General features: G+C 59.6%; 11 protein-coding genes. 5 read left to right on the top strand and 6 right to left on the bottom strand.

The window, feature by feature from the left end; all coding sequences use genetic code 11:
- Window positions 1-112: 112 nt before the first annotated feature.
- A complete protein-coding gene (locus AC5FXY_RS12070) occupies window positions 113-562 on the top strand; it encodes an AAA family ATPase (protein ID WP_493556930.1) in 450 nt (149 codons plus the stop codon).
- Window positions 563-771: 209 nt separating this feature from the next.
- Window positions 772-2,034, top strand: a complete 1,263-nt coding sequence (hutI, locus tag AC5FXY_RS12065) for an imidazolonepropionase (RefSeq protein ID WP_493556929.1) — start codon at window positions 772-774, stop codon at window positions 2,032-2,034.
- A 138-nt stretch (window positions 2,035-2,172) separates the two neighbouring features.
- Here hutI and AC5FXY_RS12060 read toward each other — a convergent pair whose 3' ends face one another.
- From AC5FXY_RS12060 to AC5FXY_RS12045, 4 genes are all read right to left on the bottom strand, one after another.
- Window positions 2,173-3,102: a hypothetical protein gene (locus tag AC5FXY_RS12060; RefSeq protein ID WP_493556928.1), complete on the bottom strand. Its 930-nt coding sequence runs from the start codon at window positions 3,100-3,102 to the stop codon at window positions 2,173-2,175.
- Between the two features lie 28 nt (window positions 3,103-3,130).
- Window positions 3,131-3,880: an outer membrane beta-barrel protein gene (locus AC5FXY_RS12055; RefSeq protein WP_493556927.1), complete on the bottom strand. Its 750-nt coding sequence runs from the start codon at window positions 3,878-3,880 to the stop codon at window positions 3,131-3,133.
- A 971-nt stretch (window positions 3,881-4,851) separates the two neighbouring features.
- Window positions 4,852-5,535 (bottom strand): RNA polymerase sigma factor, encoded by a 684-nt coding sequence (locus AC5FXY_RS12050; protein ID WP_493556926.1) that lies wholly within the window; start codon window positions 5,533-5,535, stop codon window positions 4,852-4,854.
- A 159-nt stretch (window positions 5,536-5,694) separates the two neighbouring features.
- A complete protein-coding gene (locus AC5FXY_RS12045; protein WP_493556925.1) occupies window positions 5,695-7,317 on the bottom strand; it encodes a T9SS type A sorting domain-containing protein in 1,623 nt (540 codons plus the stop codon).
- A gap of 294 nt (window positions 7,318-7,611) precedes the next feature.
- On the opposite strand from AC5FXY_RS12045, the gene AC5FXY_RS12040 reads away from it, so the two are divergent.
- Window positions 7,612-8,409 carry a PhzF family phenazine biosynthesis protein gene (locus tag AC5FXY_RS12040; protein ID WP_493556924.1) on the top strand — a complete coding sequence of 266 codons (798 nt, stop codon included), beginning with the start codon at window positions 7,612-7,614 and terminating at the stop codon, window positions 8,407-8,409.
- A 77-nt stretch (window positions 8,410-8,486) separates the two neighbouring features.
- Here AC5FXY_RS12040 and AC5FXY_RS12035 read toward each other — a convergent pair whose 3' ends face one another.
- Window positions 8,487-12,104 (bottom strand): ABC transporter permease/M1 family aminopeptidase, encoded by a 3,618-nt coding sequence (locus tag AC5FXY_RS12035; protein ID WP_493556923.1) that lies wholly within the window; start codon window positions 12,102-12,104, stop codon window positions 8,487-8,489.
- The gene (locus AC5FXY_RS12030; protein ID WP_493556922.1) at window positions 12,101-13,030 is read right to left on the bottom strand and encodes an ABC transporter ATP-binding protein; all 930 of its coding nucleotides are present in this window, start codon (window positions 13,028-13,030) and stop codon (window positions 12,101-12,103) included. The genes AC5FXY_RS12035 and AC5FXY_RS12030 overlap by 4 nt, the downstream gene beginning before the upstream one ends.
- A 557-nt stretch (window positions 13,031-13,587) precedes the next feature.
- On the opposite strand from AC5FXY_RS12030, the gene AC5FXY_RS12025 reads away from it, so the two are divergent.
- Together AC5FXY_RS12025 and AC5FXY_RS12020 are read left to right on the top strand one after the other, a co-directional pair.
- The gene (locus AC5FXY_RS12025; RefSeq protein WP_493556921.1) at window positions 13,588-14,319 is read left to right on the top strand and encodes a sensor histidine kinase; all 732 of its coding nucleotides are present in this window, start codon (window positions 13,588-13,590) and stop codon (window positions 14,317-14,319) included.
- Window positions 14,288-15,016 carry a LytR/AlgR family response regulator transcription factor gene (locus AC5FXY_RS12020; RefSeq protein WP_493556920.1) on the top strand — a complete coding sequence of 243 codons (729 nt, stop codon included), beginning with the start codon at window positions 14,288-14,290 and terminating at the stop codon, window positions 15,014-15,016. Before AC5FXY_RS12025 ends, AC5FXY_RS12020 begins: the two co-directional genes overlap by 32 nt.
- Window positions 15,017-15,034: the final 18 nt, after the last annotated feature.

Here is a 15,034-nt window from a genome sequence, read left to right as displayed (position 1 = left end):
AACTTCGCTATGATGATACTACAAAATAACGAGTTGAGCAACAGCTGATAAGAATATTTTGAGATTAGATAACCCTAAGGGTGTGCCAATTGGTTTTTCACAAGGCTACAGTATGCAAGCGGTAATTTTCAGTGGCATTCAGGCCACAGGCAAAAGCACGTTTTACAAGCAGCGCTTCTTCAACTCTCACATTCGCATTAGCCTGGATTTGCTCCGGACGCGCCACCGCGAGCAGCGCCTGCTGCAACTGTGCCTGGAAACCCAAGCTCGGTTTGTGGTCGACAATACCAACCCTTCAGCCGCCGACCGGCAACGCTACCTCGGGCCGGCTAAGCTAGCTGGCTACGAGGTCGTGGGGTATTATTTTCAATCGGTGCCCCGTGACGCCCTGGTGCGCAATCTGCAGCGGGCTACTGCCGAGCAAGTGCCCGAGCGAGGCATCTTTGGAACCAGCAGCCGGTTGGAGTTACCGAGCTTTGCCGAGGGCTTCGATCAACTGTATTACGTTCGCATCGCCGCCGACGGTAACTTCGTTGTTGAGCCATGGCAGGAAGGGGCGTAGCAGCCGCGCGAGCCTTCGGTCTCGGCTGGAAAGTGCTCAGCCAGCATGGATTTGCGGCCGTGCGGCAACTTGGGTTGATGACGATTCTTTGCGCTGCGGTTTCGGCGGGCCGAATACAGCAAGCAACTGAAGCAGGCGGGTCATGCGTGCTGTCTGCCGCCGGAAAGACTAAACTTGTGGGCTAAACCCGTCATCAAGCGTATCTCCCTATGTCCCGACCCTACAGCCTGCTCATTCGCAACGCCGCTCAAGTGCTTACCCTGGCCGGCGGCCCCACGAATAGCCCTTTGACAGGCGCTGACATGGCGAACTGGCGCATTATCGAGCACGGCTACGTAGCCTGTCACGGCCACGAAATAGCCGCCGTGGGCTCCATGGCCGAGCTGGACGAACGGCTCGTTGACCTCGACACGCAAGTCATCGACGCCACCGGCCGCGTGGTAATGCCGGGCCTGGTGGAGTGCCACACGCACCTCGTGTTCGGCGGCAACCGAGCCGATGAGTTTCAGCGCAAGTTGCAGGGCGAATCGTACCTGGATATTCTGGCCTCGGGCGGCGGCATTCTGAGCACCGTGCGCAAAACGCGCGCTGCCACCGAGGAAGAATTGCTGCAGAGTGCCTTGCACCACCTGGAGGGCTTCCGCCGCTACGGCATTACAACCCTCGAAGCCAAAACCGGCTACGGCCTCGACAAGGAAACCGAACTGCGCCTGCTGCGTGTGGCCCAGGAAGCCGGCCGCCGGCAGCCGGTACGCTTGGTGCACACCTTTCTGGGCGCCCACGTGCCCGGTCCCGAATACAAGGGCCGCCCGGCCGAATACCTGGATTACCTTACCCAGGAAGTGCTGCCGGAGGTGCGCGGCCACGCCGAGTTCGTGGACATTTTTTGCGAGGAAGGCGCTTTCTCCGTGCCCGATTCGCGCCGCTACTTGCGGGCTGCGCAGGATATGGGCTTCAAGCTGAAAATTCACGCTGAGCAGCTGCACGACCTCGGCGGCTGCCAGATGGCCGCTGAACTGGGTGCCACCAGCGTCGACCACTGCGACTATCTCACGCCCGAAGGCGCGGCCGAAGTTGCCGGAGCGGGCCAAAGGCAGACGGTGGCGGTGCTGCTGCCGCTGGTGCCGCTGTACCTGCGGCTGGAAAAGTATGCGCCGGGGCGGCAGTTCATCGCGGCTGGCGTACCCGTAGCGCTTAGCACCGATTTCAACCCCGGCTCGTGCCCGAGCAAAAACCTCTGGCTGGCCGTGCAGATAGCTTGCCTGAAGATGGGCCTCACGCCGCTGGAAGCCCTGGCCGCCGTGACGCTAAACGCTGCCTGGGCCATCGACCGACAGCAGGATTGCGGCTCTCTGGAGCCTGGCAAGCGCGCCGATGTGCTGGTACTCGGCGTACCCGATTACCGCGAGCTGCCGTACTGGCTGGGCGAAAACCCAGTGGAGCAGCTGGTCATTGGCGGGCAGGTGAGCTAGTGTATAAACCGTAGCGTGAAAATCTCCCTGTTCGCTCCAACTCCCGTAAGCCTTAACGGAGCCAGTCCGGATTAAAAAAGCCGCCCGAATCACGGGCGGCTTTTTCAAGCACACACTTAAACAAAAGGAAGCTGCGCACTAAAACTGGCGGATGAAGTCAGCAGCTTCCTGTACTTCCATGGGCCGCAGGGCTGGCCGAAAAACGGCCCCGCGTCGCACCGTGGTTTGCTCCCTGCCGACGAGCAGCTGCCCGGTGCCCATGCGCAGTACCACTACCTTAACCTCTGTGCCAGCAGGCACGCCGTACAGCTCCATCAGGCGGGTCTGGGCGTTCCACTTCATCATAAAAGCGCCGCTGCGCTGCGTGGGCAGCAAGTACACACGGGCGGCGGGGTCACCGGCTACATCGGCGCGCAGCAGGGTAGTGTCGGAAGGATTGCTGGTCCAGAGGCGGCCGATGTTGTGCCAGCCGAGGCTGTCGGTGCGTATGGAGGCTTGGTAAAACGGCCTCCCACCCGGTGTTCTACCCAAGTAAACCCGGCTGGTGTCCTGGATCCAGGTAAGGGTGCTGCCCGTAACCGGAATGCCGGTCCAAAGCGTCATGCCAGTAGCCGAAGCCGTGGTGGCTTTGGGCACACTCAGGGTGAGCCGATACCCGCGCCGCAGACGTAGTCGGGTGCCATTCTGCCAAGCGCTGATATGGCACTGCCCGCCCGTTTCGATGGGCCGCCAGAAACTCATGGTAGGCAGACCGCTCAAAACCATTTCTACGGGTTTGGTGAGCAACTGCACCCGTAGCTCCACCGTGCCCGATGCCAACGCTCCAGAGGGAAGCACAAATGCCCCGGCCGGGACATATATGAGGGTGCTGTCGAGCAGCGTCACACTCTGGTCCTGGCTTGTGCCGATGCGATATACCTGCGTGGGTGGTGAAAACAGCCGGTGAAAAGCTGCCACCGATGTTACCGTTGCTTCTGTTTCGCAGATTACCAGCCCTTCCTCAGGCTTATCGCAGCCGAAGAAAGCAGCGCAGCCGAGCAATAACGTGACCAAGGATCTGAGTTTCATGGCGAGGCGTGATGGGAAAAGCATTGAATTAGCGACGAGTATCAAACAACAACCCCACTTGCAGCCCGAAGGCTACGGCCCGTGTTCCGCCTACGCGGCCCGTGGAACTCAGCCAATATGTGCCCGTGGGGCGCAGCAGTAGGGTAGAGCGTACGCCCAAGGCGTAATCCAGTCCGATACCGGCCGTAAGCGCTACGCTGGTGGGACGGAACGGCCCGGCCGAGCTACGTTGGGTTTGAACTTGGCAGTTGCATTCGTCGGTCTGGGTGAGGTAGCTGCCGCTCAGCAGCCAGTTGATATTGGCCCCCAGACTTAGCACCGGCTGCCAGCGGAATGGCGTTGGGAATCTGTACTCTCCGGCCAGCGGCACACTTAGGTATTGCTGAGCCAGGCGGTACTCCTGGCGCTGGCGGCTGAGCACGGAGTCGCGCAGCGAGTAGCTGAGTACCCGTAGGGTATCCACGCGGCCACTGGCATTGGTGCGCACAATGATCTGCACGGAAGGCAACCAATACGACTGGCGTTTTTCTTGTGTCAAGACCACCTGCTGACGGTGAACAGAGTACCCGACGCCCGAGCGAACCAGCAGCGAACGGCTTAGCCGGTAGCGGGCTGCCACTTCGGCCGAACTGCTCAGGCCTGGCTGTTCCAACTGCTGGAATGCGGCCGGTACGCTGCCGGCACCACGGCGGGCCGGCGTCAGGCCCACAAGCAGCCCCATGCTAAAGCGCGCCCAGCGCGGCTGCGTTAGTGAGTCGGCCGGAGACGTGAGGGGCAAGGGCGCAGGAAGTGGGTTGCTGGCCATTGCCAACGGCGTAAGCACGCCCGCAAGCTGGTTTAGTTCGTGACCTGAGGAAGCAGAAGCCGCTCTAGCAATGCTGGGCGCGGCATGCGAAGCCTCCGTAGCTGCCTCGGTGGGCAAACTGCCGCCGAACTGAGGCCGCGCCGAATTAGCAGCCGCCAATTGATTTCCTGAATTGGATTGGGTTCCTGGAGTAAAGGTAGAGGGCGTCAGAACTGCGGCAGGAGCACCGGATGACGACTGCGCAATAGCAGGCGGGTCCTGGGCCACTTCGCTAATACTGGACGGTTTTGCAACTCGCTTGGGTGAGACACCGACTGCCAATGCAACCGCCTGCCGCTGCCGTTTGGCTGGTTTCGTAAAGGCCTTATTGGAGCCGATAATCAGTTGATGATTTGTTGCCGATTTGAAGGTGTCGGCCGCAAGGCCAGCAACGGGCAACGGGTTGCCGGATGCGAACCGGCGCTTCCGTCGGCCGGCATGCGCTGAGCCGCCAAGCCCGGCGTACGGTGCGAATGGCTGCATTCGGGCGGCGTAGCCAGAGGTGCCAGCACCTTGGCCAGCGGCAGAAGTCGGTCGACGGCTAGAGCTGCCAGTCAGGTCATCTATATCAGAAGCCAATGGCGACGGCACCGGGCTAGTGGCCGGTGAAACGGGTTTCATGTGTTGCCTAGAAACCCCAGGGTTTGTGGAAACCACAGCCCGGCCTGAGTTCTGAATGGGCAATGTCCAGCGCCAGAATAACACGGTGGTTGGAATCAGCAGAAGCAGCACCAAGGCCAGCGCTACTCTCCGGCGTGCTGGTCGGCGCCACCATACCGGCGGTGGCGGGGCTGCGGGCGGGAGCTTAGGCGCAATACCCGCCCACCCCCCGGCTGGGAGCGGCTCCTCGTAATCGTGCAGGCGATTACGCAGGGCGTCGTAAAACGGATCGGTATCGGGCAAATTCATCGGTAATAGGGGTGTTGACGGGCCGCCAGCCGTGCTTCCAGCAGCTTGCGGGCCCGCGAGAGTTGGGATTTGGATGTGCCTTCCGAAACGCCCAGCAGCTCGGCTATCTCGGCGTGGGCATATCCTTCCACAGCATACAGATTCAGTACCATGCGGCATCCTTCGGGCAGGGTGCCCACAAGTTCCAGCAGTTCCGCCATCGAAAGCTGGTCAAGCGCATTGCCGTTGGTTTCGGCTACCGGGGGCGCGTCGTCCCACGATACATGCAGGCCCGGTGCCTGCCGCTGGCGCCAGGTGTGGAGGGCAGTATTCACGGCAATGCGGCGGGCCCATGCCTCAAAGGGGCCCTGGCCAGTGAATTGATGCAAGCGGGCAAAGATTTTAACGAAGGTATTCTGAAGCACCTCCTCGGCTTCTTCACGGCTGGCGCTGTAGCGCAGGCACACCCCGAATAGCCGACCGCCTAGTCGCTCGTACAAAGCCTGCTGCGCAGCCGCCCGGCCCTTGCGGCATTCCTCCAGCAGCGCCTCGATACTAGGCGCCGAAGCGGATACGCGCAGCGGAGGCTGGCCCGCGGACACGCCTGCGGCCAGCCCCAATGCCGCATCGGTCGCGGCGGGCTGTACGAAAGGGCCGGTGGAGGCCGTAGGCGGCGAAGTGCGTCTTAGGTAATTCCGCATTTCGCCGGTGCGAAGCTGAAAAACGTTATCCGGAAGGACATCAACTGGGCTACTAAGCTAGCTTAATAATAGGCTCCCGTTGCTAGCCGCGAGGCCCCGCCTCCGCCGCAGCGCTAGGCTGACAACGGAAACGGGGCTAGAGCAAAAAGCATCGGGTTGTTAGTGGCTGATGTGCAGCAGTCGAACTGTCTGCATTCCGTTGGGAAAGCGGGCCAGGTACACGCCGGCGGGCACGCTGGGGGCCGGCCGCCAGGTAAGCTGACTTTCCGGCATGGTGCTGGCGGGCACCGGTAGGCGGTCGATTACCTGACCAAGCTGATTCACGATTTCCACCGTTTGCGCCGAGCCATGGGGGCGGGCCAGCGTAAAGCTTACCTGATCGGAGAAGGGGTTCGGGAAAGCGGTGCTTACCAATCGGGTGGTTTGTTGCCGATTGGGGAGCACGCGGCCGAATACGCGGAAGGCCACCGTCTGCATTTCAAAGCCCTTTACCGGGCAGTTGTTGTCTTCGGCCTTTACCGTGACGTAGTACGTGCCGTCGGGCAGGCTGGGCGGAGGCGTAAACTCCATGATCAGCGTGTTGGGGTCGGTTTGTTGCGTGTACACGCCCGGCACGTTCAGGTGATTAGCCGAAAAGGTAACGGCCTGGCCAGCGTTGGCATCGGAAGCCGTGAGTACCAGCGAAGTGGCCGTGCCGGAGCGCACTGGAATGGGCTGCGTGAGCGGGGTAGGCGCCGGTTGGCCGTACACGCGCACCGTATTGGCAAAGCGCGGGTTCTGGTTTTGGCCGCAGTCGTACACTGTGAACAGCATTTCGCGGCGGGCGCTGCCGATCAGAGTAAAGGCCCGGTTGATGCGGCGGTACTCATCCACTTTCACCGCCACGGCGTATTTGTTGGCCCCGCTGGCTGAAGGGGAATTGGCGGTATAGGCCATGGGGGAAAAAGCCATGTTGCCGTTGCCGGAGTTGAAGCTGAAGTAAGGCGTGCCGCTCAGCAAAGGGCAGGAGCCCGTATTCCGCAAGGAGGGAATAGGGTAGGTAGGGGAGAACGATGGCTGAGCTGGCGAAGCCTGAACCATGCACGTGGGGCCCAGCTGATAAGTAGCGGGCAACGTGCCTGCGGCGTACGGTGCCGTCTGATTGCACCCCGTCAGTGGGCTGACCAGCGAAAACGCCAGGGAGTCGCCATCGATATCGAAAGCCCCGGAGTTCAGCAGGATATTCTGCTGCCATCCCACATACACTGCCGGCGACGAGCCAAAATTCGGTGAGTTATTCAGCAGCCCGTTGCGGTTATCGAGCATGGCTTCGAAGCGCAGATTGCTGCTGCTGGCAGCCGTCGAAAGGTTTGCAAGGCTTGGACGGGCGTTGATTTCTACGCTCAGTGTCCATTGCTGCGAGGGCAGCGTCACGGTGCCTACGTAGGTGTTTTCTTCGTAATTGTCGGGGCCGCCGGCAGTACACACGCCGGTTACGGTAGCGCAGTATTGGTTGCCGAATACCGGCTGGCCCTGGCGAACCAGGGTAGCCGTCTGGTTAAGCGAGTTCTGGGTATTGCAGGAAGTGGCTGGTGTGCCTACCCGGCAGTTCAGCGTCATGTTCGTTTCTGCCGAAATGCCGGAACAGTCGCGGAAGTAGCGGAGCGTCACGCGGTACTGGTTGCCACCCAAGGATTCGTAGCGTAGGTCGCCGCCCTGGGCGTGCGTGGCGCGGGCTTCCTGGGCACCTAGGCCCAATAGGGTGGTGACGGTGAGGGCTGCAGCGGGTAAAAAGTGTTTCATAAGCTGGCTGTTGGAGAAGAGCGAGAGTGGAAGGAGAAACCGCAGCGCGGCCGGTGAAACTGGCTCAAAAGGAATAAGCCAGCCAGCACGTAGCAGCAGGACGTTTTCATAGGCATGACCCAAGCTTTATTGCCGGGGTTGGAATGGATGGAAAAAATAATTTACAGGCCAGTCAATGCAGTCGATCAAGGCGCAAAACCTGCATTTTGATTTTCACGCAGATTCCCCAACAATATCTAGCTTCGCCACTGCGGCTGCAACTGCCGGCCCCCGTTCCTTCATCGTAGCTCAGCCATGACGCTTCCCATCTACCAGGTCGACGCCTTCACCGATAAAGTATTTGCCGGCAACCCCGCCGCCGTGTGCCCGCTCACCGAGTGGCTGCCCGCCCAAACCATGCAGGCCATTGCTGCCGAAAACAACTTGGCCGAAACGGCCTTCTTTGTGCCCCGCGCGGGCTCGGAAGCCGAATACGAACTGCGCTGGTTTACCCCGGCCGTAGAAGTAGACCTCTGCGGCCATGCCACGCTGGCTTCGGCCCACGTACTGTTTCGCCACCTCGGAGCCACGGCTGACGAGCTGACGTTCCATTCCAAAAGCGGCCCCTTGCGCGTGCGGCAGCAGCCCGACGGACGCCTCACCCTGGACTTTCCCGCCCAGCCGCCGCACCCGCTCAGCCAGCACCCCGACGGCCTGCTCGATGGCCTGCGCGCCACGCCCCTAAGCATCCTCGCCGGCCCCGATCTGATAGCCGTGTTCGATACCGAAGCCGAAGTGCGCGCCCTGCGTCCCAGCATGACGCACCTGGGCAAGGTGGAATACCGCGGGGTAATTGCCACCGCACCTGGCGCCAACGGCGTTGATTTTGTGTCGCGCTGGTTTGGGCCTCGCGTGGGCGTGCCCGAAGACCCGGTCACCGGCTCGGGCCACACGCAACTGGTACCTTACTGGGCCGAGCGCCTCGGTAAAACCGAGTTTCACGCCCGGCAGGTATCGGCCCGCGGCGGCGACCTGTGGTGCGAGCTGCGCGGCGAGCGGGTGCTGATCAGTGGTTACGCCGTGACGTATCTGCGGGGCGAGATTGAATGGTAGCGTGAAACTTGCCGCCTTGTGGTGGATACCAGTGAAGGGAAGCCAACATTAAGGTGCACAAAGTCCATGAGTCTTGGTTATTTTGACTTCACCACTTTGTAATTATCTGTCAGGTTCCAGTCGATCAACAAATTGCGTGGGTCAACGCCAGCTTTAGCAGGTTTGTCAGGCAGGGTCAACAAGATTGTTTGCTTACCGGATTTGATCAGGTGCTTTTGCCGATAGAGCTGCCTGCCAACTTCCTTTCCCTCCCTGGCGGGTGCGAAGAGCCCAATTTCCACCCACTCCTGCATCGGTAGCTTCGTTTCGGTGCCGGCGCTGTCCACTACCAGCTTGCGGGCCTGCAGGGTGAGCGTCACCTGCCACGAGCCTCCTTTTATCTGGCGGGCGGATGCTGTTTCCGCCTCCAGCTCCCAAAAGGTGTTGACCCTGAACAAGTCGTGCAGCAGCGGTTGGAGCGAGTCCGGCGTTACTGCCTGCAGCTCCCGGTAGAGGTCCAGCGAAGTGGGATGGGGAAGCGTGCCGGGGCGGTGGTGCGCCAGCAGATTGCGGAGTGCCCCGTTTACCCGGTCCCGGCCCACATATTGGCTCAGCGCGTACAGCGCTAGGGGCCCCTTGCGGTAATTCTGGTAAAAGTCGTCGGCCTGCAGCAGCGGCTTGGCGGCCCGGGTGCGCGGGGTCTCGTTTTCTTCCCGCAGGAAGCTTAGCAGCCGCTGGAGGTGCTCAGGGCCGTATTCGTCCTCCATCACGCCCATGGCCGAGTACCAGGCCAGGCTTTCGGTAATCAGGCCGGCTCCCTCTACATAAGCCTGCTTGAGCTGGTTGCCCCACCACTGGTGCGCCACCTCGTGCGCCACCACGGCCGTCACCAGGTCAAAGCCCCGCTCGTCAGCCCTCGGGTTCAAGAGGAAAAAGCCTTCCTCCGCCGTGATGTTGATGGGCGCGGCGTGGTTGCCGAAGGCATAACTGGCATGGGCCACGAAGCGGAGCTGCTGGTGTGGGTAGGGCCCGAACTGACTGGTGTAATAATCCAGCGAAGCCTGAGCGCTCTGGACCATCCGCGCTGGGTTCTCCGTCAGCCCCGGGGGATAGTAAATCTGGATGGCAACTTCCTGCTTCGGGCTGGCCGCTGGGCTTCGCCATTTGCCTTCCTGCACCGCGTAGTTGGCCGAGAAAAAGGAATATTCATTGCGAATAAGCGCATCCGTGACGTAGTGGAAGTAGCGGCGGCCTGCCTTCGTCCAGGTTCGTCGCAAGGTGCCCGGCGCTACCACCTGCTGGTCGGCATCCGTACCTACGATGGCCTCCAAGCGGATTTGCTCGGGAAATGGGGCGTACCGACGAGCGACTGTATCGTAGAGCGAATAAGTAGCGGGCCTAGGTGCCAGGCCATGCGTTTTGCGGGCGCCGGCCTCGTCCAGTTCCCGGTACGGCTCGTACCCGATGACGGGAAGCCACTCCATATTCCGGAAGCTACTGGCGTGTTCCATCACTTGCGCATCGGCTCCGTTGTTGTAAAATCCCTGCGCTTGGTACGTTACCTGAAAACGGAGGCGCAGCGTATCGCCGGGGAGAAGAGGCTGCGCCAGCGCATAAATGCGGTGCCCATGCTCCGTGTCCACAAGCACTGCTTTGGCGGGCTGGTTGAAGTTGACCGCGGTTGTTTCAACTCCCGCGCCCGTAGCTAGATGCACTGAGTCAATAGCAACTCGGCTCTTGTTCACCAGCAGGTAAGTGCCCTGTATTTCCACTTTTCGCTGCCTAGGGTACATTTCTACCTGTAGGTTTACGCCGGTCAGCACAGGCTGGGGTACGTTTAGGTAGCGCCGGTAGCGCTGCTCGTAGGCAGCGCGCTGCGCCGTGGTGGCAGAGGAGTTGGTATAGTCATGCAGCACGTTGGTGTTGTAGAAAATAAATCCGCCAAATACCGCAACGGCTCCGGTTGCTGCCGCTGCGACCCTAGGCAAAGAACCCGTAAAGCGCCGACGGGCCAACTGCAGCCGTGAGGCCACACTGCCTTCCCGGCCCCGTACCCAGAACAGCACCGCCACCACGGCCAGCAGCAGCGTCCAAGCTGCCCAGTACCCCTTAAACCACAGCCAGGGCGCCAGCGTCGGCCCAAAGCGGGCCATATCGGTATATGTCCATTGCGGGCTGGCGCCAAAGATGAGCAGCTTGTGCTCTATGCCCAGCGTGGGCGCAAAGACCATGTACCCGTAGACCAGCAGCGCCACCAGATGCCCCAAAAACTTCTGATTCACCAATACGTGCACGGCAAGGGCCAGCAGGGCAAAGAGCAGGCAATCGACTAGTTGCAGTCCAAATAAGGCCAGCACGTACAGTCCAATTTCGGGTGAAGCACCACCTATGGCCGCCTGTGCCACCAGGCCAGCCGTCATCAGAAAGGCCAGCCACACAACCAACACTAGGGTCAGCGCCAAGTACCGGCTTAGGAAAAGCACCCATTCGGGCACTGGCGCTGCGTTGGCAACCTCACTCAGCCTGGTTTCCTGCTCCCGCCACACCAGCTCGCCGGCATAGAAAATAATGAGCAACACAATGAGGACCCAGAAAGCTGCCGGCCCCGCCAGGGGAGCGGTCAGGTACTCCACAACAAAGTCGGTGCGGGGCAGCAAGGGCACGCCGCGGCCCTTCAGGTTCCCGGGTATGGTCATTCCTATCAACAGGGCCAACAGGGCCAACAAGGGAAGACCGGCCTTGCTTTTGGCGAGTTGCCGGAATGATTGCCAAGTGATGAGGCGCAATTGGCGCAGTTGGGTGGCCCATCCATACGTTCCCCTGGCCCGCGGCAGCACTTTCCCAGTGCCCCATTTTAGCTTTTCCCAGGCCGCCACCGCGGAAGGTAACTGTTCACCCGACTGCTGCTTTTTGCTTGTTCCGGGTAACACAAACTGAAACCGGAAGTAGGTAAACGCTAGCAGGCACAGCGAAATGCCGAACCACAGGAGGCGGTTGGCGAGAAATGAGCCCTCCAGCAACAGAAAACGCGTGTTTTTCTCCAACGGGCTCCAGTCATTGGACAGATGCCCCAGCACCGGGCCGAAACTCATCGGGTCTGCCAGATTCCCCCATTCTCCCCCTTTTTCCAGCAGCGGCCATATCGTATGGGCCGCCGCGAACAGGGCCGCTCCGACCAGATAACTTGCTAGGGCCCGGCGGCTGAGCGACGCCGCCGAAAATTGCATGGCTGTCGCGAAAAAAGCGTTGGGCAGCGCGATAAAGAAAAAGGTAGTCAGGTAGGGCGCCACCCGGAACGGACCCAGAATCTCGGCTTCTACCCCGGCAAAGTGCATGGCCAGCAGCATACCCGCCGGGATGGCGAGCAACTGAAGCGCACTCAGGGCAAAGGCGGCCAGGTACCGCCCGCCCAGGTAGGCGGCTTTGCTGGCGGGGGCCGCGTAGGTGAGCAAATGCATGCGGGTCTGCACATCGCGGGCCGCCGCCTCGCCCGCCACGGAGGCACCTATTACCAGCCAAAACACACAGCAGATAACCGTGACGGCTGCCATGACGATGGGCGCATTCAGTATGATGTACCCATCCCGCGCGTCGGGGGCATAATTGGCAATGACAATTAGAAAAGCAATGGCCAGGAGTACCCCGAAGTAGAGCCAGGTGGTGGCTCGGCGAAGCTGGTAGCTGAATTCCAGCGCAAAAATCCGTTGGAACTTCATAGCGTTATTTCCTCCGCTTTTGGCTGCTGAATAACTGCGTCGAAGCAGCCCGTCATGGCACTGAAATAGACATCTTCCAGGTCCGGTTCTACCAGCTCAAACCCGTTACCGGGCATGTCATGGCTGTACACGTGCACCATGGTGCGCCCGCTCAAGAGCTTGGCCGAGATGATCTGGTGCTCCTGCTTCAACGCCGGCAGTGCCTGCTTGTCGATGAGCTTGCGCCAGATGAGGCCTTTTAGAGAGGCTACTGCTTCCAGTGGCTGGGCTTCCAGCAGAATCTGCCCCTTGTTAATGATGGCCATGTTCGTGCACAGTTCCGCCACATCCGCCACAATGTGCGTGGAGAGAATAACCACGCTGTTTTCACCCAGCTCACTCAGCAGGTTCAGGAAGCGCACCCGTTCGGCGGGGTCAAGGCCTGCGGTGGGCTCGTCTACAATGAGCAGCCGCGGGTTTCCCAGCAAGGCCACCGCCACGCCAAAGCGCTGCTTCATGCCGCCCGAAAAGCCGCCCAGCTTCTGCTTGCGCTTGTCCCAGAGGTTGGTTTGTCGGAGCAAGGCTTCGGTGGTTGCTTTCCGCTCTGCCCGGTTGGTAAGGCCTTTCAGCACCGCGAAGTAATCGAGCAGTTCCTCTGCACTGGCTTTGGGGTACACGCCGAACTCCTGGGGCAGGTAGCCCAGCGTCTGGCGCACCACCTCCTTTTGATGCACGACGTCGATGTCGCCTAGTAATAAATGCCCTTCGTCGGGTTCCTGCAGCGTGGCCAGCGTCCGCATTAGGGTGGATTTGCCGGCGCCGTTTGGGCCGAGCAGCCCAAACATGCCCGGTGGAATGTCCAGCGACACATTGTGCAAGGCCTGCACGCCATTCGCATATCGTTTCGAGACGTTGCGGATAGTTAGGCCGCATGGTTGATTTCCCATTTTCCCTGAGTTGCGTCGGTTCATCTTTTAAAGAGAGACGCTAGGCACCTTGGCGGGTGCTTGCTCGCTCTATTTCAGAACGAAGCAACTGTTGCCGGCTCGAGAAGCGAAACCCAATATGCTGATGCGGAAAAGCACTCGACCAAGTGGGACTTTGCTTCCGCCAACCAACTGGCAGGCTCCTTTTCCCTGCCCGTAGATTAGCCTGCGGAGCTGGTCGAGCCGGTGGCCTGGACAACGGCTGGAAAACCCACCTTTGTAAGATGGAGCGCGTCAAAAAGATCTTCCGGCTAACTCACCTATTCGTCTGGCTTTTATTCACCTGGTTGGTAAGCCTGCAGCTGGATAATGACAATGATGTACACTGGCGTAGCACCACGGCCGGATTTATAGCGACCTGCCTATATGTTTTTTACGTTCATTTCTTTCTATTGACCTGGTATACAGGGAAAAGAAAAGACAAGAGCTATTGGCTCCGACTGGCGGCAATCGGGCTGACCGGGCCTTTGCCTTTTCTGATTTTTCATCATAAGGCGCTGGATTTTGAAAATTATTTCATGCACTTGCTCACTTCGGTACCCATCTTTCTCTTCCTGAGCTGGCTGGCCCGGGTCACCGAGAATCTGGTACTCAACACCATCAGGAAAGAGCAGCTGGAAAAGCAGGCCGTGGAGGCAGAGCTGTACTATCTGAAGTCGCAGATCAACCCGCACTTTCTGTTCAATACCCTCAACAACATCCACACGCTGGTGTACAAACAGGCACCCGCCGCCCCGGAGGCAGTCATGCACCTGGCCTCGCTGATGCGGTACATGATTTATGAGTCCAACGCAGCCACGGTTCCGCTGGCCCGGGAGATGGACTACCTGCGCGACTACGTGAGCCTGCAGCAGCTCCGGTACCGGAACAATCCGGTGGTAGACCTCCAAATAGAGGGGGAGACAGATTCCTGCTACATTGCCCCGTTGCTGTTTATCCACCTCCTGGAAAACGCCTATAAGCATAGCCCCGCCCGGCTGGAGCCCGGCGACCTAAAGGTGCGGGTGGAAATAAAGGACGATGCCCTGACCTTCAGCGTGCAGAATCCGACAGGTAGAAGTTCGGCTCCGGCGCTGGAAGAACCCGGAGGCATCGGGTTGCCCAATGTCCGGAAAAGGCTGGCTTTGCTGTATCCTGGCCAGCACACGCTGTCCATTCAGAACACCGGCGAAACGTTTACGGTCATGCTTGCCATCCACGGTCTTCATTTACAGGGTCATGAAAGAGAAGCTCACCTGCTGTATCATTGAGGACGAGCATCTGGCCCAGGAAATCCTGGAAGAGTACATCCAAAAAGTCGCGTTCCTGGAGTTGAAGGGGGCTTACGCGAGTCCCCTGGAAGCCGCCTCTGATCTGGCGAAAGCCAAACCAGACCTGCTGTTTCTGGACATCAATATGCCGGGCCTGGATGGGTTAAGCTTCATCCCGATGCTGAATCCCAAGCCGATGATTATCCTCACCACCGCTTATGATCAGTATGCGCTGAAGGCTTACGAGTTGGAGGTGAAGGATTACCTGCTAAAACCCTTCACGTTCGAGCGGTTTTATAAAGCAGTTCTGCGCCTGTACCAGGAACAAAGCCCCCGACAACTCCTGGAAAAGAGAGAAGAAAAAGCAGAGGTCAGGAATGAGCAGAGCTATATTTTCCTGAAGGTGGGCCACCGCATCCAGAAGGTAGCTACCCGCGATATTCTCTTTGTAGAGGGTATGAAAGACTATCTGCGAATTCATACCCCTGACGAGAAGATTATGACGCTGCTGAGCTTTGCCAAGCTGGAAGAGTTGCTTCCGGCCCAGGACTTTGCCCGCGTGCACCGGTCGTTTCTAGTCGCTATTGACAAAATTGACCACATCGAGAAAAACAGGATTCGGATTGCCGATCAGATCATCCCCATCAGTGATACCTATGCCGAGGCCTTCTATAAAATGCTAAAGGGGTTTGAGTAGGGTCGATTTGTAGCTGAC

The organism is Hymenobacter sp. FMD4 (genome assembly GCF_058932745.1).
The sequence above is the reverse complement of the archived record's forward strand: the minus strand, read 5'-3'. Positions and strand labels throughout refer to the sequence as shown.

What these genes read in the sequence shown, in the direction of transcription:
- AC5FXY_RS12070 (WP_493556930.1), top strand. Translation starts at nt 113, where the DNA reads ATGCAAGCGGTAATTTTCAGTGGCATTCAGGCCACAGGCAAAAGCACG.
- hutI (WP_493556929.1), top strand. Translation starts at nt 772, where the DNA reads ATGTCCCGACCCTACAGCCTGCTCATTCGCAACGCCGCTCAAGTGCTT.
- AC5FXY_RS12060 (WP_493556928.1), bottom strand. Translation starts at nt 3,102, where the DNA reads ATGAAACTCAGATCCTTGGTCACGTTATTGCTCGGCTGCGCTGCTTTC.
- AC5FXY_RS12050 (WP_493556926.1), bottom strand. Translation starts at nt 5,535, where the DNA reads ATGCGGAATTACCTAAGACGCACTTCGCCGCCTACGGCCTCCACCGGC.
- AC5FXY_RS12045 (WP_493556925.1), bottom strand. Translation starts at nt 7,317, where the DNA reads ATGAAACACTTTTTACCCGCTGCAGCCCTCACCGTCACCACCCTATTG.
- AC5FXY_RS12040 (WP_493556924.1), top strand. Translation starts at nt 7,612, where the DNA reads ATGACGCTTCCCATCTACCAGGTCGACGCCTTCACCGATAAAGTATTT.
- AC5FXY_RS12035 (WP_493556923.1), bottom strand. Translation starts at nt 12,104, where the DNA reads ATGAAGTTCCAACGGATTTTTGCGCTGGAATTCAGCTACCAGCTTCGC.
- AC5FXY_RS12030 (WP_493556922.1), bottom strand. Translation starts at nt 13,030, where the DNA reads ATGGGAAATCAACCATGCGGCCTAACTATCCGCAACGTCTCGAAACGA.
- AC5FXY_RS12025 (WP_493556921.1), top strand. Translation starts at nt 13,588, where the DNA reads ATGCACTTGCTCACTTCGGTACCCATCTTTCTCTTCCTGAGCTGGCTG.
- AC5FXY_RS12020 (WP_493556920.1), top strand. Translation starts at nt 14,288, where the DNA reads ATGAAAGAGAAGCTCACCTGCTGTATCATTGAGGACGAGCATCTGGCC.